Origin of the sequence: Aureibaculum algae (assembly GCF_006065315.1) — a bacterium.
Lineage (GTDB): Bacteria > Bacteroidota > Bacteroidia > Flavobacteriales > Flavobacteriaceae > Aureibaculum > Aureibaculum algae.
On record NZ_CP040749.1, the window covers coordinates 2663219 to 2683619 of the forward strand.

Annotated in this window: 18 protein-coding genes; 13 read left to right on the plus strand and 5 right to left on the minus strand. The window is 32.0% G+C overall.

Going from position 1 to position 20401, the window contains the following annotated elements; translation table 11 throughout:
• The first annotated feature begins 2 nt into the window (after positions 1-2).
• The 7 genes from FF125_RS11080 to FF125_RS11110 all read left to right on the plus strand — a co-directional run bounded on the left by FF125_RS11080 (position 3) and on the right by FF125_RS11110 (position 7164).
• Entirely contained in the window at positions 3-1316 is a 1314-nt protein-coding gene (locus FF125_RS11080; RefSeq protein ID WP_138949829.1) for a DEAD/DEAH box helicase, read from the plus strand.
• Positions 1317-1552: 236 nt separating this feature from the next.
• Positions 1553-2434, plus strand: a complete 882-nt coding sequence (locus tag FF125_RS11085; protein WP_138949830.1) for an NAD(P)-dependent oxidoreductase — start codon at positions 1553-1555, stop codon at positions 2432-2434.
• Positions 2435-2712: 278 nt separating this feature from the next.
• Entirely contained in the window at positions 2713-4269 is a 1557-nt protein-coding gene (locus tag FF125_RS11090) for an SDR family NAD(P)-dependent oxidoreductase (protein WP_138949831.1), read from the plus strand.
• 1 nt (position 4270) lies between these two features.
• A complete protein-coding gene (locus FF125_RS11095; RefSeq protein WP_138949832.1) occupies positions 4271-4501 on the plus strand; it encodes a VF530 family protein in 231 nt (76 codons plus the stop codon).
• A gap of 137 nt (positions 4502-4638) precedes the next feature.
• Positions 4639-5517, plus strand: coding sequence for a 30S ribosomal protein S6--L-glutamate ligase (gene rimK / locus FF125_RS11100; RefSeq protein WP_117880924.1), 879 nt, complete (start codon positions 4639-4641; stop codon positions 5515-5517).
• A gap of 90 nt (positions 5518-5607) precedes the next feature.
• Positions 5608-6078 carry an ATP-dependent zinc protease family protein gene (locus FF125_RS11105; RefSeq protein WP_138949833.1) on the plus strand — a complete coding sequence of 157 codons (471 nt, stop codon included), beginning with the start codon at positions 5608-5610 and terminating at the stop codon, positions 6076-6078.
• A gap of 27 nt (positions 6079-6105) precedes the next feature.
• On the plus strand, positions 6106-7164 hold the full coding sequence (locus FF125_RS11110) for a mechanosensitive ion channel family protein (protein WP_138949834.1): 1059 nt from the start codon (positions 6106-6108) through the stop codon (positions 7162-7164).
• Between the two features lie 77 nt (positions 7165-7241).
• On the opposite strand, the gene FF125_RS11115 is transcribed toward FF125_RS11110, so the two are convergent.
• The gene (locus tag FF125_RS11115) at positions 7242-8360 is read right to left on the minus strand and encodes an acyltransferase family protein (protein ID WP_175418912.1); all 1119 of its coding nucleotides are present in this window, start codon (positions 8358-8360) and stop codon (positions 7242-7244) included.
• 104 nt (positions 8361-8464) lie between these two features.
• Positions 8465-9325 (minus strand): LytR/AlgR family response regulator transcription factor, encoded by an 861-nt coding sequence (locus FF125_RS11120; protein WP_138949836.1) that lies wholly within the window; start codon positions 9323-9325, stop codon positions 8465-8467.
• Positions 9326-9570: 245 nt separating this feature from the next.
• Between FF125_RS11120 and FF125_RS11125 the strand changes: the two genes are divergently transcribed.
• From FF125_RS11125 to FF125_RS11145, 5 genes are all read left to right on the plus strand, one after another.
• On the plus strand, positions 9571-10560 hold the full coding sequence (locus FF125_RS11125; RefSeq protein WP_138949837.1) for a hypothetical protein: 990 nt from the start codon (positions 9571-9573) through the stop codon (positions 10558-10560).
• A gap of 77 nt (positions 10561-10637) precedes the next feature.
• On the plus strand, positions 10638-11135 hold the full coding sequence (locus FF125_RS11130) for a phosphate ABC transporter permease (RefSeq protein WP_138949838.1): 498 nt from the start codon (positions 10638-10640) through the stop codon (positions 11133-11135).
• A gap of 172 nt (positions 11136-11307) precedes the next feature.
• A complete protein-coding gene (locus FF125_RS11135; RefSeq protein WP_138949839.1) occupies positions 11308-12054 on the plus strand; it encodes a LytR/AlgR family response regulator transcription factor in 747 nt (248 codons plus the stop codon).
• Between the two features lie 16 nt (positions 12055-12070).
• Positions 12071-14986: a sensor histidine kinase gene (locus tag FF125_RS11140; RefSeq protein WP_138949840.1), complete on the plus strand. Its 2916-nt coding sequence runs from the start codon at positions 12071-12073 to the stop codon at positions 14984-14986.
• Between the two features lie 325 nt (positions 14987-15311).
• Positions 15312-16325: a cadherin repeat domain-containing protein gene (locus tag FF125_RS11145; RefSeq protein WP_138949841.1), complete on the plus strand. Its 1014-nt coding sequence runs from the start codon at positions 15312-15314 to the stop codon at positions 16323-16325.
• Positions 16326-16483: 158 nt separating this feature from the next.
• Here FF125_RS11145 and FF125_RS11150 read toward each other — a convergent pair whose 3' ends face one another.
• From FF125_RS11150 to FF125_RS11160, 3 genes are all read right to left on the minus strand, one after another.
• The gene (locus tag FF125_RS11150; RefSeq protein ID WP_138949842.1) at positions 16484-17383 is read right to left on the minus strand and encodes an EamA family transporter; all 900 of its coding nucleotides are present in this window, start codon (positions 17381-17383) and stop codon (positions 16484-16486) included.
• A 139-nt stretch (positions 17384-17522) separates the two neighbouring features.
• Complete coding sequence (gene thiE / locus FF125_RS11155; protein WP_138949843.1) at positions 17523-18167, minus strand: thiamine phosphate synthase; 645 nt, start codon at positions 18165-18167, stop codon at positions 17523-17525.
• 51 nt (positions 18168-18218) lie between these two features.
• Positions 18219-18830: a DEAD/DEAH box helicase gene (locus FF125_RS11160; protein ID WP_138949844.1), complete on the minus strand. Its 612-nt coding sequence runs from the start codon at positions 18828-18830 to the stop codon at positions 18219-18221.
• Positions 18831-19128: 298 nt separating this feature from the next.
• On the opposite strand from FF125_RS11160, the gene FF125_RS11165 reads away from it, so the two are divergent.
• Entirely contained in the window at positions 19129-20361 is a 1233-nt protein-coding gene (locus FF125_RS11165; protein WP_250629565.1) for an acyl-CoA dehydrogenase family protein, read from the plus strand.
• Positions 20362-20401: the final 40 nt, after the last annotated feature.

Below are 20401 nucleotides of genomic sequence, written 5' to 3' on the forward strand. Positions count from 1 at the left end.
ATATGGCAAATATCATCAAAGAGCAACAAGACATTCTTGAAAAATTAAAAATTTACACCCTGAATCCAATGCAAGAAGAAGCCTTGGAGGTTATAGATAATAATGATAATACCATCATTTTATCACCTACAGGAACTGGTAAAACCTTGGCCTTTTTATTACCCTTAATTGCAAGATTGAATCCTGAATCAAAAGAAGTACAAGCATTGATTATTGTACCTTCTAGAGAGCTGGCTATTCAGATAGAACACGTAATTAGAAACATGGGTTCTGGGTATAAAGCCAATGCCATTTATGGCGGAAGATCTATTGCAAAAGATAAAATTGAATTGAAACATACGCCTTCTATTCTAATAGGTACGCCTGGTAGACTGTTCGATCATTTTGAGCAAGAACGTTTTTCTACAGACCAGATAAAAACCTTAGTTGTAGACGAATATGATATCTCATTTGAAGTAGGAGCTGATGGCGAAATGAAAGATATTATTAGCTATTTACCAAATATTGATAAGCGTATTTTCACATCCGCTACCAAAGGAGCGGCTTTACCAAAATATCTAAATATTGGAAAACCAGTAACCCTAAACTATCTTGATGATACTTCAGGTTCAAAATTGGTAGTAAAAACAATTGTTTCTTCTTCTAAAAACAAACACAATACGGTTGTGGCCTTATTACATGAGTTGGGTAATGAACCCGGTATTATTTTTTGTAATAAAAAAGAGCGATTGGAAGATTTAAGTGTCTTCTTAGATAAAAAGAACATTGCACATACCCGTTTTTATGCAGATATGGAGCAACAAGAAAGAGAACGTGCCTTAATAAAATTAAGAAATGGAAGTGTTTCTATTCTTCTTGCCAGTGATTTAGCATCACGTGGAATTGATGTTCCAGAGATGAAATTCATTATTCATTATGAAATTCCCAAAACAGAGATAGCGTATACCCATAGAAATGGAAGAACGGCCAGAGTAAATGCAAAAGGAACAGCATATTTGATAAAAGGTGATGGTGAAGTCTTTCCAGACTTTGTAGGGAAAGCACCCATAGAAAAATTAACAAATACAGGTGAACGTAAAGCTCAATTTTGGACTACCTTATTTATTTCTGGTGGTAGAAAAGATAAAATCTCTAAAGGCGATATTGCAGGACTCTTTTTTAAACAAGGTGAAATTAATAAGGACCAATTGGGTATTATAGAATTAAAGCCTGATTGCGCCTTTGTAGCTGTTCCTGCTTCAATTGCTACTCAATTGTGTGATAAATTAAACAACACCCGATTAAAGAAGAAAAAAGTAAGAGTTTTTAGAATTTAGCATGTTAGCTAGGGGTAATACCAGAATTACATTCGTTTAACTTTCTATGAAGCATTTAACAAAAGCATGAACCATATTAAACTTTTGTGTATGCAAAAGTACATGTTTATTGGAAACTCATTTAGTTTTTTCCTTTTGAGAAAGTTGTTATTTGACAATATTTTTCTGTTTTTAAGAAACTAATTGCCCTCTAGAAAGTCAATTATCATATCTTTGCCAATAATTTAAAATTAAATATGAAAAAACCTACTATCGGATTTATCGGACTCGGCCTTATGGGAGCCAACATGGTTGAAAACCTTCAAAAGAGGGGTTATGAGCTAACAGTTATAGATCTAAATAAGGAAGCTGTTGCTGCAGTTATCGCTCGCGGTAATGCTAGTGAAGCAACGTCACCAAAAGAATTAGCTGAAAAAAGTGATATCGTAATGCTATGTTTAACCACTTCTGCTGTTGTAGAAAAAATCGTTTATGGCGATGAAGGAATTCTGGCAGGTATAAAAGAAGGTGCTGTATTGATTGATTTCGGAACATCAATTCCTGAATCTACTAAAAAAATAGGTAAAGACCTTGCCAATAAAGGTGCCGGCATGATTGATGCTCCACTAGGTCGTACACCAGCACATGCCAAAGATGGACTACTTAATATTATGGCTGCAGGTAATAAAGAAACCTTCGAAAAAGTAAAACCTGTTCTCGACGAGCAAGGTGAAAACATTTTCTATTTAGGTGCTCTTGGTGCTGGTCATACAACCAAGTTAATTAACAATTTTATGGGTATGACTACTGTTGTAGCTATGTCACAGGCTTTCGCCGCTGCTAAACTTGCAGGTGTAGACGGACAGCAGCTATTTGATATTATGTCATCTGGCCCATCTAATTCACCGTTCATGAAATTTTGTAAACACTATGCTGTAGATAACGTAAGTGATTTAGGTTTCTCAATTGCAAATGCAAATAAAGACTTAGGCTATTTCGTACAGATGATGAAAGATTTAGGTACCGTTTCGCAGATTGCTGAAGCAACTTCGAGTAACCTTCAAGCAGCATTTGATGCTGATATGGGTAGCGAAAATGTTCCTGAAATTTTCGATTACTTCATGAAGTTGAAAAAATAGTTATTATTTTATTTTTTAATAAAAACTGATGCTTTTGGGTTTTAATCTTATTAGATTTCAAGTTTTTAGCTAATTCAGATAAGTTACACAGTGCGAGCCATTAAGGTTATTTGAGTATGCCTCATTTTAGGTAAATTTCTGAATCTTTATAAACAAAGCAAAAGAATGCAAAAATTATTACTGTTTGTAATTACTTTTTGCATTCTTTGTGAAAACCCTAGTGGTATTTGCGTGTAATCTTTCATTTGATTCACATTCTTTAAAACGATAATAAGTAAATGCAGAAAGAGCATCAAGAAAAAAACACAACTCCAGAAATTTCATCTGAGGAAATTGACAAGTGTATTGCTATACTTGAACGATTAGTTACCGATACCGATCAGATTTTTGATATTCCTAAAGTAAAGCGTACTGCTTTATTAAAAGCATCAGGAATGCTTTCTAGGCCAAGTAGAGAAGAATTTTCTCGTAGAAAAAAGGATGGAAAGAAAGCTACTAAACGTAAACAAGCCGCAAGAGATAGAGCCGCTCGTAAAGAAACAGGAATTAGAAGTGCACGTGAAGCAGTGGTGTTTACTGCACCTAAATTATTAGGTGCTGCAGCCTTAGAAGAAAAAGAACAATTAGAATTAGAATCGCCTAGAAACTGTTACGTCTGTAAAGCCGTATTTACAAAATTGCATCACTTCTATGATACTATGTGTACCGAATGTGGCGATTTCAACTATGCAAAACGTTTTCAGAATGCCGATGTAAAAGGGCAAGTTGCAGTTATTACAGGTTCTCGTCTAAAAATTGGTTATCATATAACGTTGATGTTATTAAGAGGAGGTGCAACCGTTATTGCTACCACACGTTTTCCAGTAGATTCTGCATTACGTTTCTCTAAAGAAGCTGATTTTACGGAGTGGGGACATCGTTTGAAAATTCACGGACTGGATTTACGACATATACCAAGTGTTGAAATTTTTTGTAATTATATTGAGCATAACTATGATAGCTTAGATATTTTAATAAACAATGCTGCTCAAACAGTACGTCGTCCTGCAGGTTTTTATTCCCATTTAATGGAAAATGAAGAACGACCTATAGAATCGTTACCAAAATTTGCTAGAGATTTACTTCAAGATCATGTAGGTTGTTTAGACGAATTAAAAGTATTGACTTCAGGAGCCTCTTCTACTAAAAATATGCCAGTAACATGGCACGGTCCCGAACCCGGAATTGGTTTGAGAGCTTCTGCAAAACTGTCTCAAATACCATATAGTTTTGACAATACATTGGTTGCTCAAGAGGTGTTCCCTGAAGGGGAATTGGACGCAGATTTACAACAAGTAGATTTAAGAAAAACCAACAGCTGGCGTTTAAAACTTGGTGAAATAGAAACCACTGAAATGATAGAAGTCCAGTTAGTGAATTCCGTAGCACCATTTGTGCTCTGCAATCGCCTTTCAGAATTGATGAAAAAAAGCAATACGGGTCAAAAACATATTATTAATGTTTCCGCAATGGAAGGGAAGTTTCATCGCTTTTTTAAGGAAAGTCGACACCCACATACTAACATGGCCAAAGCAGCTTTAAATATGCTAACGCATACTTCCGCAAGAGCCTTAGCCAAAGATGGTATTTTTATGAATGCCGTTGATACGGGATGGGTAACCGATGAAGATCCTGCAGAATTAGCCAAAAGAAAACAAGATTTACATGACTTTCAACCACCATTAGATATTGTTGACGGTGCTGCACGAGTTATGGATCCTCTTTTTGACGGAATTAATACGGGTAAACATTGGTGTGGTCAGTTTCTAAAAGACTATAAACCTATTGATTGGTAATATGAGTACAGAACAACCTAACAATCCGTTACACGGTTTAAAGCTCGCTAAAATATTAGATGATCTTGTAGAGCACTATGGCTGGGATGGCTTAGACCAACGTATTAAAATCAACTGTTTTCATTCCAATCCCACGGTAAAATCAAGCTTAAAGTTTTTACGTAAAACGCAGTGGGCACGAGATAAAGTAGAAAGGTTGTATTTAAGTACGAAGTTTAAAAGTAACGATTAACCATTTGCAACAAATTTATTAAGAGTAATAAGAGATCTTATGAATAGGAATTCGACTGTGAAATTTTAAATAGTAAAGAGACTTTCTTTTCAAATTATTCTAATAGAAGAACTATTATATATTAAAAATTAAAAGCTATGAAATTCGCCATACTATCTGCCAATCCCAATTTATATTCAACAAAAAGAATAAAGGAAGCAGGTGAAAAAAAGGGTCATGAAATGATCATTATCGATCATACAAAATGTGACCTTGTTATTGAAAAAAAGAAACCTATTGTAATTTATAAGGATCAAGAAATAACAGATGTACATGCTGTAATTCCAAGAATTGGAGCTTCTGTAACCTTTTTTGGGACTGCCGTTGTACGACAGTTTGAAATGATGAAAATTTTTACTGCTACAGAGTCACAGGCATTGGTAAGGTCTAGAGACAAATTAAGAAGTCTTCAAATTTTAGCTAGAGCAGGTCTTGATTTACCAAAAACAGTATTTAGTAATTATTCAAAAAATGTAAGTAATATTATTGATAAAGTTGGGGGTGCACCACTTGTCATAAAATTATTGGAAGGCACACAGGGACTTGGTGTAGTGTTGGCAGATAATAGAAATTCAGCGGAATCTATTTTAGAAGCTTTTAATGGCCTACAAGCTAGAGTTATTGTTCAAGAGTTTGTAAAGGAAGCCAAAGGTGCTGATTTACGTGCTTTTATTGTAGACGGAGTTGTTGTAGGAGCCATGAAAAGACAAGGTAAAGAAGGTGAGTTTAGATCAAATTTACACAGAGGAGGATCTGCAAATATTATTGAATTAACAGATGAAGAAGAAAATGCAGCATTAAAAGCAGCCAGGGTAATGGGATTGGGCATTGCCGGTGTAGACATGTTACAATCAGAGAGAGGCCCATTAATTTTAGAAGTCAATTCTTCACCTGGACTTGAAGGTATTGAGAGTGCAACGGGTAAAGATATTGCAACTCAAATAATTAAATATATAGAAAGAAATGCAGATCACTAAATTTGTGATTTTAAGTAATTTTGTTTAAAAAGTGAAGCTATAATTTAAATCTCAGTGGTAGATTAATTATAATATAAATAGATTAAAAGATTGGAAATAGAAAAACTGAAAGTAATAGGAAGTGAAGAATGGTGTTCATTTGACGAATTAAAAATTCCAGCTATACTTGCTAGAATCGATTCTGGAGCAAAAACTTCCTCAATTCAAGCAAAGAAAATTAAATTATTTACAAAGAATAATGAAGATTGGGTACAGTTTGTTGTGTATCCCATACAGAAAAATAAAAGTATTAGTGTAACTTGTGAGGCGAAGTTTTTTGACAAACGATTGATTAAGAATTCTTTTGGCACTTCAGAAGAACGAATTATTATAAAAACTCCTATTACCATAGGTGAAGATACTTTTGATATTGAACTTTCACTAGCCAATCGTAGTGCTATGCAATTTGCAATGCTTCTTGGACGTAATGCTATTGCCCATCGCTATGTCATTCATTCTGGAGTTAAACAGGTTCAGAACAGGCTTTTAAGAAAAGTGGCGTTGGCAAAATATAAATCTTAATCGATTGATGAATTAAAATATATCAATATGACAATATATATATCACAACTATACCTAATGAACACCTTATCTCAATGGCTAATTGCACTTGCTTATATTGCTGGAGGTATCATTGTTGCCAAAGTAGCTTACTTCATCTTTAAACGTATCTCTAAGGGACTGGTAAGCCATTCAAAATCAATGTTAGATGATGTATTGGTTGAAACCTTGGAAAAACCCGTTATTCTAGCCATAACAATTCTCGGATTCTATATTGGTATGAAGCATCTAAATATGACGGATGACATCACGCTTATCATCTCAAATACAGTTAAAGTACTCATCGTAATTTGTATTACTTGGTTTATAGTGCGGTTGGTTAATGCTATAGTACAAGAATATATGGAGCCAGCTATCGATAGCTCTAATAGTAAATCAAAGCGACAGTTATTACCAATTATTACCAAAGTTATTACCATAACCATATGGATTTTAGGAGTTATCATTGCTTTTAATACCATTGGTTACAATTTAGCAGGGCTAATTGCAGGTTTGGGAATTGGAGGTCTTGCTTTTGCTTTAGCAGCGAAAGATTATCTTCAGAATATCTTTGGTGGTATTTCTGTATTTACCGACAAACCCTTTTCAATTGACGATCGTATAAAAATTGATGGTTTTGATGGTAAAGTAGAAGAAATAGGTATTCGTAGTTCTAGAATAAGAACCTTGTCTGGCTCTTTAGTAACCATACCTAATTCAATGTTTATCAATAATAGTGTTGAAAATGTAGCCTTAGAACCTACTCGAAAAATTATGTTACGATTAGGCTTAACCTATGATACCAATGCTCAAAAAATGAAAGAATCAATGGATATTTTAAAAGCCATTGTTGCTGACAATCAAGATATTGTTACTGAAGAACCGGTTGTGTTTTTTGAAAATTTTGCAGATTTTTCATTGGTATTATTATTCATTTACTACATCCGTAAAGAGGCTGACATTCCACAAGCTCAAAATAAGATCAATTTGGATATCTTAGATCGATTTGAAAAGGCAGGATTAGAATTTGCCTTCCCAACGCAAACTATATACAACATCAAACAATAAGCATTATTAACATTTAATTGATAGCTCTTAAAAAACTATGGAACAGTGTTTTAAGCTAAACTTGTTTTTATAAAAAACTACTTTAACCCCTCTTTGCTTTTCATGCCAAATAGTATTCTGGGTATTTTAAATGGATAAATCAAGAATCTATATATTAGAAGTATTAACGGCAGAGAAGTCGCTATTAATAGTATAATTTTTATAAAAATTGAGGCCTCTAATTGAATGATATAATATCCTACCACAATAATAATGGTTTGATGTAAGACATAAAAGGGATATATGGCTTCATTACATTTTTTAAGAAACGCACTTTTCGTATTCAACCAAACTTGACCATACCCCAAGACTGTAATTACCACTGACCAACTCACCAACGCACAAACGGCATACCAAATATTCCATCTCATATTTATAGTTACATATGGAGAAATTACTTCGTTGGGTAAAAAATAATAGGTATAAAATAGAATTGTGCTGATTATAAAAGCAACAAAATTAAATTTTCGATACAATTTTAGATGATTCCAACTATTCTTTGACGTCGTAAAAATCATCCCAGACACAAAAAAGTAGCCATAAAAGAAAGTTGAGGATAGATTTGTAATCGCTTTTGAATCGCTAGGGTATAGCTGTTTTAACAAAATGGTGATTAAAATTAAGGGAAGTACCCATAACAGCATTCCATATTTTCTAGTGGTAATTCGATCTAATAGCCCTATAAACCCATCCAATTTTGATGATCTTAAAAGTAAAATCAAAGGAATAAGTAGTACTGACAAAACAAATAAGTTTTCGATAAACCACAAGTGATTGGTTTCAAAAGAACCATTTCTATACACATCAAAATAGGAAGTATAGGTTTCTATATGTTCATAATAGGTTTGTGGCGGCACAATAAACAACACTCCAAAAACGAGCGGAATTAATAAACGTGTACTTCGTTCTTTCAAAAATTGAATCCAAGTTCTTTTTGAAAATGCAAACATTGTACCCGCACCAGAAACTAAAAACAATAAGGGTAATCTAAATTGCTCAAAAAACACCATTATATCATCCAATGTTTTACTAGTATCTGAATTCATAATATGAAATTTATCTCCATTAAAAGGCATTCCAATATGATGAAAATACACTGCGAGTATAGCAATTACACGTAACCAATCTAAATCGTAGCGTCGTTTAATTTCTGTCAAAATCGTTGTTTTTATGTTGCGATGACAAATCTAAAAACAAATTACAATGCTATTTTTATTTTGTGATAGCTGGCAGGTAAAAGTGACGAAATACAAGGTTGTTCTTATTTTTTCGAATAGGCAGCATTAAAGTCGGCGATAGTTGATCTAGATACAGGAACCTTAAAGGAACCTTTTTGTAATTGCAAATGATACCCTTGTGCATTACCGGAAATGGATGCAATTGCGTTTAAATTGACCAAATAAGAACGATGTGTTTTAAAGACGCGTGCATAGGGTTTTAATTGCTCCTCAAGTTCCTTCAATGTAATTCGAATTAACACCTTGTGAATACCATTTTCTGCAGCAGTATAGACCTCTGTATAATTACTTTCCACTTTAGCGTAGAGAAAAGTATCAATTTTGAACTCAATGTGTTCATTAGATCCTGTATTTTTTATGGTAACGATAGTCGCATTAGTTTCTGGCAGCATTTTAGGCGACAACTTTTTTAAGCTAGCCGTATGTTTAGCAATAAGACGCTCCAAATTTAAGGGCAACACTATAGCCAATAGTAAGAACCCTACTAAAAATGTATTACGAATTTCTTCCCAAAAATATCGAAATGACCAATTATCAGGATTGTTATAAATAAAATCACGAATTAAAAAATTTGCAGCACCTATAATTAACAGGATAATAGAAAGATTCAAAATTTCCTTTCCAAAGGTCCAATTCATCTCATTTTTTACCGTTCTATTGACCAAATAAATATATAGATAGGCAATTGGAAAGGGCATAAAGGCATGAATAAACAATATCCATATTGTGCCAATTTTATGTTCTGCTACATTAACAGTAAAAGGTTCAAAAAAATAAGAAAAGCAAAAGCTCAAACTTGATATCAGTAGTAATACCAATATTAACCGCTGCTGGTTATTATAATAATACGGATAAGGCTCTTTTAAATAGTTTGCAATTTGCATCAATAATATTTTATCTAAAGCTAAATTAGTTTTTTTAGATGACACTTAAAATCCCCCAACTATAGAAAATAAAACAGAAGGTAAGTAGCATGCTGGTGAAAATGTATTCAAAACTCATAAGAAACCAAATTGCATTACAAATATAGATTCAATCCTTGCGAATATATATGTAACCGCTTTAGACGCCATAGATGTGTCTACATTTGTTACATAATTAATAATAAGAATCTACAAATAAACAACAAATGAAAACCGTAATAGCCGTATTAGTTTTAACGTTTACTATAAGCTCTCAAGCTCAGAACTATAGAAAAATAGTACCCTTTAAGTATCAAAGTAAATGGGGTATAGTGGACTCTTTAAACCATGAGATTGCAAAGCCTGAATATACCAGTTTACATGTATTTAATGATTTTCTATATGTCGAATTTGATGGTAAAGACCTTTATAATTTAAAAACAGGTGAAAAACAAAAAGCTCCAGGCATCTATATAAATACCATTGAAGTAGATGGTGAAAAATATCATATTTTTAATACGGCGGCACATACGATTTTAGTGAATTTTGAAAAGAAGGAAACGATTCATCTTACAGAAAAATACAAATACATCAAAACCATTCCGCTCTATAATCATCAAGATAAAAAAGTAAATACTCTTGTTATTGGTGTTTTCGATAACCACGAGGTAAAGCTTCTTAAAAATGATAAAAATTTAACACCAATCAGTTCAACAAAATTTACTGATGAAGCTGTAGAAACTATAGAAAAGCGAAATAAATTTATTGGGTTTGCTTATAGAGACAAAGGCTATTTTGTATTTTACAATCACGATTTAAAAATTATTAAAAAGATAAAAACCCTGCCTAAATCAAAGGATGACTATGAATTTTTTACGAGTGATGTACTAAATAAATTGCCAGTTATATATGGTGAAGAAAATGCATCAATAGGCTGTCTTAATTGTGCCAGCATTTGGGATAATTCATGGGACTTAAATACCTTTTTAGGAGACTCTCCAGAAGAATCGAATTATTATATCACCAAAGAAAATAGAGACTACTTTTTAAAAAACAACTTAGATGCCAATTTTAAAATTGAAGTTGATTCTAACCTTTATGACTATGAGGAATCCTATGAGATGATAAACATTAATAGCACAAATTCTTCTTTCTTTTGTGATTCTAGAATTGTAAAAACACCTCATATTTTATTTCCTGAAAAATATTTAAAATAATTAATTTAAAGTTACTAAACATTCATATATTTAGTTTAAACAAACTAACATAACATGTTGTTATTAAACATTTTGAAGTGATAAATATATATTTTACTTTTTTATTAACATTCGCTATTTCCTACATCTCGCATTCGCAAATCACAGAACCCGAAGATTCTTGGAGTGGTACGTACCGTATGGAATTTTTGGACAAACCTGAACAAAATACAAGTCCAGAACAATGGTATACCATAAAAAAAATTGCGAATGAGAATTCAGAAGAAATTGCCTCTCGCTACACCAGTGATTTAGAACGATGGGCTATTATACAAGTAGTCGACACTACACAGCATGAAAAAAAGTTACGGCGGTTTTTATTTTCTGAAGATCACAATGAATACGAACAGTTTAATTGGACTGAGCAACATATAAAAGGCACCATGAAATGCGTAGATGGTGGCAATATTTTCATATGTAAAACCACACCAAAAACCACCGTAAGCATTGATAATGAAAGTTTTTATTCCAACTCAGGTATATTTGCGGTAGTGCTCCATCATGGCGTTTTCGAATTTTATAAAGAACCAAACTAACAAACAAACTTAGTTCAACACTATTTTCAAGGACAAACCTTCATCTAAGAAAACCTAATAGAATCTACAACCATAAAGGTGAAAATAGTGATAGAATAGAGCTTTACAAATCAATACTAACATCCACAAAGTCTTTAATTTTAATAAAGCAGCTATTAGTATATTTGTAGTTATGACTAAAATTAAGGCAATATTAATTGATGATGAGCACGGTGCAAGAAATGTGTTAACAAATCTCTTAGAAAGAAATGCAGCTAATATTGATATTGTGGCAACTTGTAATAATTTAGAGGAGGGCGTACATCAAATTAAAGCGTTACACCCCAATGTTGTTTTTTTAGATGTTCAAATGCCTAACTATGCAGGCTATGAGATTGTAAACTTTTTTGATACTATAAATTTCGAAATTATATTTGTTACAGCATATGATCAATATGCCATAAAAGCATTTGAATTGAATGCCATTGATTATTTAGTAAAACCAATTGATAGAACTAAATTAGTAAAAACAATAGGTAAACTTGAGCGTAAATTAAATCAACAAGCTGAATTAGTAGATTATCAAGCATTATTAAAGACCATAAAAGATAAGGATTTCAAAAAAATAGTAATTCCTGAATTAGGTAACAGAAGAATTGTTGATATTGATTGTATTATTGCAATTGAAGCAAATGGTGCGTATAGCAATATCTATTTAAAGAATAATAAAACAATTACAGTTAGTAAAAATTTAAAATATTTCGAAGAAGTATTGCCTGAAGATTCATCATTATTTCGTTCGCATAGAGCATGGATTATTAATTTAGAGCACATAGAACTTATAAATAAAACAGAACGAAATATTATATTAGCAAATGGTACAATTAGAGCCAAAATTTCTAGAGCTCGTATAGAAGCTTTTGAGGAAGCCATTTTGTAATACGTCATAAAACACATTGATTAAAAATATATTTTTACTAGTTCTGGTTTCCGCTTCATTTCTAATGCAGGCTCAAGAACCAGTATCTGTACATTTATCAGAAAAAGATGGTTTACCTGATAAAGAATTCTATAGTATTCTCGAAGATGAAAATGGTTTTATTTGGCTAGGTGCTGATAAGGGGTTGTATAGATATGATGGTAAAACCTTTAAAAACTACAATAGTGAAAAACAACTTGGGTTATCTGTTTTTAATATTCAACAAGCCCCTTCTGGTCTTATTTGGTGTAATAATATCTCTGGACAATTTTTCTATGTTGAAAACAATAAATTAAACCTATTTATAGATTTAGGTAAACAGTTAAATGGTCAATTAGCAGATTTTATAATAAAAAACGAATATTTATATATACTTACGTTAAAGAAAATTTATAAAGTAAATTTAAAGACCAAAAGTATAGAATACAACCAACCGTTAACACAAAGATATGGATCAATATTTAAAATTGATGATCGTATTTATTATGAAAACTTAAATTCAATAGTTCCGATAGTTACTGAGAAAAAAAATAAAGTAACAAATCTAATGTCTTCCCGTAAAGAATCTGATACTATAAACAATTATAACAAAAACACTAAAATTTTTAAAGTAAGTGCTAACCTTGTTTTTAGAAAAGATAATTTTAATTCAAATCGTTTTTATTCAATAAATAAATCTAAAAACACTTTAAATTTAATACATCAATTCCAAGTTTTATCTAAAGAAAGAATATATAATACTTTTGAAAACAATAAGGAGATTTGGTTTGCCACAAGTACTGGTGTCTGGGTTTTTGAATTAAAAAGAAATCATTTTTTTCTAATCAAAAGATTTTTAAAAGATCGAAATGTTACTAATATTTTAAAAGATAAAGATGATAATTATTGGTTTACTACATTAAATAATGGCATTTATGTAATTCCAAATATTACTATAGAAACATGTATTATTACAGAACCAAATAAAAATATTAGCAGCTTAGATATTGTCAATGATAGTACGCTTGTATTTGGAAACACAAATGGGAATATAGGGTTTTATAATACAAATACGTATGTTGAAAAGATTATAAAGTTACCCTCAAAAGACAGAGTATCTAAACTTAAATACCTCTCAAACAGTAACACTGTTTTTATCAGCAAAGATCTAAGTGCTTATTCTTTACATATTAATTCATTAAAATTAACTAAAATTGAAGGGGCAAGAACAGCAAAAAGTTTAACCTTACTGAACAATGATAATTTACTCTTCACGAGTTATAACTCAGCGATTGTACTTGAAAAAAGTAATTTTAAAAATGAGAAAAAATATATTTCTGGAGAAAAAAGAACCTATGCTTCATTTTATAATAAAATAAATCAAACCGCATATATCGCTTTTGTTGATAACCTAGTCTCTTATGACAATAATTGGAATTCTAAAAAAATTCTTTTTAATAACCAGCCCATTTACGGTAAATCTATAACAGAAACAGCTAATGGCACATTATGGATAGCAACATTTAAAAATGGCGTATTAGGCATTAAAAACGATACAGTTATACAGCATTACACAACCAAAAACGGACTAACATCCAATAATGTACTTATGGTTAAGGCAGACCAGAATAAATTATGGATTGCCTTGGGAAATAGTATTCAAGTATTGGATGTTGATTCAAAACAGTTAAAAACATTAACTAAAAGCGATGGTATTTTATCTTATGACGTTTCTGGTATTGAAATAGTACGTGAAAAAGTATATTTTTCATCATCACAAGGGTTATTTTCAATACACAAAGACCAATCATTTAAAACCCAAAATGCTGATGTATATTTTAATAAAGTAGAGATAAACGAAAAAGACACAATAATAACCTCAAAATACAGCCTTAAATATCATCAAAATGCTATAAATATTGGTTTTAATGTTAATGGTTTTTTATACAATCAAAAAAGAAAATATAAATACCGATTAAAAGGCTTTAACAATGCATGGTTAATTACAGATATTGGAGTGAATTCAGTTAAATACAATAGTTTACCTACTGGTAAATATACCTTTCAAGTACAACCTATTTTAGATAATACGTTAGGTAATAACAAGATAAAATCTTTAATCTTCACTATAAGAAAGCCTTTTTGGAAAACATGGTGGTTTCTTGTTGCTTTGTCTATACTGATTTTAGGAAGCACTATTTTGTATTATAGAAAGAAAATAAAAATTAAAGAACACGAACGCGTTACGCAATTAGAAAAAATATCTTTAGAAAAAGAATTGATCAATTTGAATTTAACGGCACTTCGTTCACAAATGAATCCACATTTTATATTTAATTCCTTAAACTCAATACAAGATTTAGTCCTTAAAGAAGATACCAATGCGTCATACGATTATATTGTCTTATTTTCGAAACTGATACGAAACACATTAACATACTCTAATCAAGATTTTATTCCATTAGAAAAGGAATTAGATTTTTTAAATATTTATTTACAATTAGAAAAACTTCGTTTTGGAGAATCATTTAGCTACAATATTCACTTTGAAGGGAATGAGAACTTAGAAGTCCCTTCTTTACTGATCCAGCCCTTTATAGAGAATGCCTTAGTCCACGGTTTGTTGCATAAAGTAGGTGAAAAGAAACTAAGTGTTATTTTTAATTTTACAAATAGTATTTTACAATGTACTATTACCGATAACGGGATTGGTAGAAAAAAAGCTGAAGAAATTGCCAATCGTCAAGGCAATCTTCACGAATCATTTGCTTTACAAGCTATTGAAAAACGTTTAGAAATCTTTAAAAAACAATTCAATCAAAATATTGGCTTTACCATTAAAGATAGTTATACCAATGAGACTGTAAAAGGGACAACAGTTGTTTTAACGATGCCCTTTAAAAAACAATTTTAAGTTCTATTCAAGGATTTTATAAATCGCTTCTAATTAACTTCTGTACCTTTTTGGGTGCTTACCTAATCTAAAGAGATTTTCCAATTTTAAAAAATCACGCTGCAATACAGCGATGCGATACTTGTTTTTTGATTACTCATACCCATATTTAAAATGAACAATAAATTGAATTAACTCATACTATTCCTTAGTTTTCATTATAAATTCTTCCGTTAACAAACCCAAATTGCCATTCACAAACTGCTTGAAAGTAAAGATATTATATGGCTAATTAAGGCGTTAAACTAAAACGAAAAACCAAATAGTAATTAATAAATTAAAAAAGATGAAAAAATTAAAATTAGGAGTATTGTTTAGCGTATTAAGTTTAACAATAATGAGTTGTAGTAGTGATGATCCAGATTCACTTACTACTGCTAATATTACCAAAAGTATTGATGAGAATGCCGCCGATGGTACTATTGTAGCTACGGTCTCTGGCACATCAAATGCTGGTAACGTTTCCTTTAGTATTTTAAACCAAACACCCGCTGGAGCAATGACTATAAATGCAGCTACGGGTGAGTTGACAGTTGCAGATGCAACTATTTTCGATTTTGAAACAAATCCAGAAATAACAGCGGAAGTGCAAGTGTCCACTGAAAATCTTATTGAAAATTCAAGTGTAATTATAAATTTAAATGATATTGATGATATCGAATTTTTATTATCTACTTCTAAAAATACTTATAAAAATGCCTCTGATGGAAATTGGGTAGCTATAACAGTAGCAGAATACAATAATTTAGAAGATAAACTAAATGAAGTTAGTAGAGCAGGTGCAAGTGAGGCCGAATTTAACAGTACCACTGCTTCTCAAGAAGGAGGTTCCTCTTCTTTTACCGTTTCAAAAAATAATTCTGGACAACTCATCTCTAAATCCGTATCTCCTTCAAAAACAGCAACGACAACTATTCCTAATGGAGGGTATTTGATTGCTTTTAAATATGAAGTAAATCCATATGGCGGAGCAATAACTGATGCTAAAGTAAAACAATCTAGCACTTCAAATTACAGTGGTTTTGCTAATATAGGTGGTAGTTTACCATCACACACGAGTACTGACGCAGATACATTCTACTTTGTTTTGAAAGGAAACACTACTGCAACAACTGCAGTAGGCCATATGGCATTTTATAAATCATCATCAAATTCAACACTTTTTAAGCGAATTTCAGGGACTTCTTATTACTATTCAGGTTCTGATTCGAACATATTAGGTTCAGGAGCTTTTGATGGTGGCGGAACAGGTATTGTTTGGTTGCAACAAGGTTTGTGTACCACACAAAAGCAATGGTAATTCACAATTTAATAACGTGATTTAAAAAATTAAAAAGCAGGTTCGTTCTTACGAATCTGCTTTTTTGTTATATGATATCTATAGGAAATGAGTAACAAAACCTAACACAATCTGTAACAAAAAAGGTGAAAAAATAGTGAAAGAATAAACCACAGTTGCTAAGAATATAATATCAAAAAGATCCCCACTAAAATTCCTGTTAATGGCACCAGTTTTTTGCGTTTATTTTGTTCTTTAAACACAAGGCCACCAATTACCACAGCGATAATCAATTGACTCCGTTTTATAGCCGACAGCAACATAATTAAAGCTTCAGGATCTTGTAACGCTTTAAAATAAAAATAATCAGCTGCTTGTAACAAAACACCCACGGCTACAATAGTCCAACGCCATTTAAATGCCTTACGTTTTTCCTTATAGGGAAACCAGGTTATCGATAAAATGACTAATAAAATTAAAATGGTATACCAACAAAACCAAAATTGTAGAGTTTGCGGATTCAAAGTTAAACTCTGAATTAAAAACTTATCGTATAAACCACTCGCTGCCCCTAAAAAAGTAGCGGCAATAATGGCATAAATCCATTTATTACGCTTAAAATGGATTCCTTCTTGCTTTCCTATTTTAGAATAGAGCATTACAGAAAAAATAATAAGAAAAAAACCAATCCATTGTAAAAACTTAGGCGTCTCATTATAAATTAAAATTGCACCTATAAAGGTGAAAAAGGGTCCTGCTGAACGTATTGGGGTTACTATAGTTAATGGCAAATGTTTTAAAGCTTGATATGCTAAAATCCATGAAGCTGCCATTATCATCGACTTAATAAAAATAAAACCATGAGTTTCCCATGGAATACGTGTAATATAAAAACCCAATTCTTTCGTGCCTTCTGGAAAATAAACCGAACCGATAAAAAAGGGGAGAAGAATTAGAAAACCAGAAGTAATGGTCCCCAATAACACAGGGAAAACTTCGTTTCCTTGTACCGCATGTTTCTTACATAAATTATGTAAACCTAAAAAAAGTGCGGCCAATAAGCCCAAATACATCCACATGCCGCGAATATAGTTTTTTAAGCCATTTTAGACTTGAAAAATGAAGTGTTTTTTTACCAAATTAAAGATCACAAAAAGTATCCTATTTTAAAGGGATAGACGTTAATTTACAACCCTAATTAATTTTCAAAATTATAAATTATTCAAATTTATAAGGCTGTTCTGCAGTTACGGAAGCATTTAGCAATTGATTAAAGGTTCTAATGGTATTAAAATCCTTCGTTATAGCTTCAGATACTGCAATTCCTGAAATTCCTGTCGCTAAAATATCTGTAACATCTGCTGTGGTAATTCCACCAACACCAATTATGGGAGTTTCTGTTTTTAATGCTTTAAGTAGTGTAGTATATCCATCTAGCCCTAAAACAGAAGGTAGGTTTTCTTTAGTTGTGGTAAAACGAAAAGGACCTAAACTAATATAATCAACTTCTTTAGCAAGTAATGCTTCACAATCTTGCACTGTATTTGCCGTACCACCAATAAGCTGCCAAGTATATAAGTGCTTTCTAGCTTCCGTAGCACTGGCGTCTGTTTTTCCCAAATGTACACCATCAGCTTTTACCGCTTTTGCTATTTTATAATTATCATTAATAATTAATCGCGTTTGAAAATGAGCTGTAATTTCTCTAGCCTCTTCAGCAAATTTCAGATACTTTTTTTCTGAAATATTCTTTAACCGTAATTGCACCAATTCAGAACCTGATGTACATGCTTTTTGGATATGCTCTAAATGGGCTGCTGGAGTAATGCCTTGAGAAATATAATGAAGTTTAGGTATAATCATAGTTGTGTATTATAGAAAAATAAAGCTATACAAAGAGCTATTTTTTTAATCCTAAATAGAAATTGTTTTTGAGTGTTCCATAAAACTAGACTTAAAACGTTTTAAAACGGAATGTGTTTTTTCTGAGTAAAACACATACTGGCATTTAGTAATACTCTGAGTCACTGTCAAAAAGGCATCATACGACGAACTTTTAGATAAAAAATCAGCATTATCTAAGCTAAAGAGTTGTAATTGTGAGGTGTTTACCCCATTTAATAAAAATAACTTTTTTAATGTTCTTGGCGTAGAAATAAGAATATCTACACCTTCATAAATTTCTGACTTTTGCACATCAATATGAAGCTGATCGTATCCCACATAAACACGTAGTCCACTGTTTTTTGTGAATTTTAAAAAAGCATCATACATGGCTAAGGCTATTTCCTTATTTTCAACCAAAACCATGGCTCTAGGTGAATCTCCTTTGGGTTCAAAATTTAACTTTTGCAAGGTGGTAAGAATCAGAGTGGTTGTTTTTCCACTATCTATTGGAGCCAATGCATAAAGATTTGCACCACTTTTTATAACAGGAATACTCTTGCTTTGAAATGGAGTAGGAGTACTAATTTTTTGAATTTCTAACTTCTCTTGAATGTCGGAATGTAATTTTTTAAAAGGCATAGAAACTAATAAGATTACTTTTTAGTGTAAGTTCGAGTGCCATGCAATTTTGCTGGTATCGAGAACATAATTAAGGCAAATATACTACTAAATGCTCGTTTTTTTTTCTATTGAGCATTTATAGATGGTAATTTTCTGGACAAATGACTCAAAGGTTATTTATCAAATAAAAAAGAAACAACAAGTTCGTAAACTATTGCGTAACTTTAATGACAATTATTCTTTTCATATCAAACGGGTTAATGACTTCATTCGTTATTTACAAGATTAAGAAAAGTGAGGTATGGTACTCAAATTTATGAAAAGAATTCATCAAAAATCAGGAACTATGTTACAAAATGTTTTATTAGAACGTGAAATATACGCATCAGAAGAGCATAAAATGATGCAAGCCATGATTCAAGATTTCATTAAAAATGAAATTATTGACCATCTCGATGATTGGGAGAAAAAAGGAATGGTTCCAAGAGAACTTTGGGAACGTGCCGGTGCATTGGGTTTACTGTGTATGGATATGCCTGAAAACTATGGTGGAAGTGGACTGGATTTTAGCTTTAACGCCCTGTTTATTGAAGAAATGGCGAAAGAAGGCATCACAGGACCCGGTTTTTCATTGCATTCAGATATTGTTGCTCCCTATCTTTTAAAATATGGTACTGAGGCTCAAAAGCAAAAATACCTGCCACTTATGGCAACAGGCAAATTCATAACATCTATTGGCATGACGGAACCTAACTGTGGTAGCGATCTTAAAGCCATCAAAACAACGGCGGTAAAGAAAGGCGATCATTATATGGTAAATGGACAAAAAACATTTATAACCAATGGTTTTATGTGCGATATGTCTATTGTCGCTGTAAAAACGAATTCGGGTACAGAAAAAGAGGGTGTGTCGTTGTTAATTATGGAAAGTAGTTATGAAGGTTTTGAAAAAGGAATTCCTTTCAAGAAAATAGGAATGAAAGCCCAAGATACTTGTGAATTATTTTTTGATAATGTAAAAGTGCCTAAAGAAAATTTATTAGGAGAAGAAGGATTGGGATTTAAAATTATGATGACCGAATTGGCTAGAGAACGTTTAACTGTAGCACTTAATGCTATTGGTGGGGCAGAAGGAGCTATAGAAAAAACAATTGCCTATACATCTACAAGAACCGCTTTTAAACAACCCATTGCTGGATTTCAAAATACACAATTTAAACTTGCAGAATGCACTTCACAATTACAAATACATCAAACTTTTTTAGATCGCTGTACGCTATTATTAGCAGCCCATCAACTGACGTCAGAAAGTGCCTCCATCGCAAAGTATTCAGCAACAGAAATGCATGGTAACGTAGTAGATGAATGCCTGCAATTGTTTGGTGGTTATGGATATATATGGGATTACCCAATTGCTCGAATGTATGCCGATAATAGAGTCGCAAGAATTTACGCAGGCACCAATGAAATCATGAAAATATTGATTGCTCGTGGCTTATTTAAAGAATTGTTCCAAGAGCTAAAAAAAGCCAAGAAAAAGCCTTTTTAGCCAATAAAGAAGTTGTAATACACTAAAACTTTGTAAAAAT

Excerpts from the sequence above, each read along its gene's own strand:
- FF125_RS11165 (WP_250629565.1), top strand. The coding sequence starts at position 19,129 with ATGAAAAGAATTCATCAAAAATCAGGAACTATGTTACAAAATGTTTTA.
- FF125_RS11160 (WP_138949844.1), bottom strand. The coding sequence starts at position 18,830 with ATGCCTTTTAAAAAATTACATTCCGACATTCAAGAGAAGTTAGAAATT.
- rimK (WP_117880924.1), top strand. The coding sequence starts at position 4,639 with ATGAAATTCGCCATACTATCTGCCAATCCCAATTTATATTCAACAAAA.
- FF125_RS11095 (WP_138949832.1), top strand. The coding sequence starts at position 4,271 with ATGAGTACAGAACAACCTAACAATCCGTTACACGGTTTAAAGCTCGCT.
- thiE (WP_138949843.1), bottom strand. The coding sequence starts at position 18,167 with ATGATTATACCTAAACTTCATTATATTTCTCAAGGCATTACTCCAGCA.
- FF125_RS11110 (WP_138949834.1), top strand. The coding sequence starts at position 6,106 with ATGACAATATATATATCACAACTATACCTAATGAACACCTTATCTCAA.
- FF125_RS11145 (WP_138949841.1), top strand. The coding sequence starts at position 15,312 with ATGAAAAAATTAAAATTAGGAGTATTGTTTAGCGTATTAAGTTTAACA.
- FF125_RS11085 (WP_138949830.1), top strand. The coding sequence starts at position 1,553 with ATGAAAAAACCTACTATCGGATTTATCGGACTCGGCCTTATGGGAGCC.
- FF125_RS11125 (WP_138949837.1), top strand. The coding sequence starts at position 9,571 with ATGAAAACCGTAATAGCCGTATTAGTTTTAACGTTTACTATAAGCTCT.
- FF125_RS11150 (WP_138949842.1), bottom strand. The coding sequence starts at position 17,383 with ATGTGGATGTATTTGGGCTTATTGGCCGCACTTTTTTTAGGTTTACAT.
- FF125_RS11090 (WP_138949831.1), top strand. The coding sequence starts at position 2,713 with ATGCAGAAAGAGCATCAAGAAAAAAACACAACTCCAGAAATTTCATCT.
- FF125_RS11080 (WP_138949829.1), top strand. The coding sequence starts at position 3 with ATGGCAAATATCATCAAAGAGCAACAAGACATTCTTGAAAAATTAAAA.
- FF125_RS11120 (WP_138949836.1), bottom strand. The coding sequence starts at position 9,325 with ATGCAAATTGCAAACTATTTAAAAGAGCCTTATCCGTATTATTATAAT.
- FF125_RS11135 (WP_138949839.1), top strand. The coding sequence starts at position 11,308 with ATGACTAAAATTAAGGCAATATTAATTGATGATGAGCACGGTGCAAGA.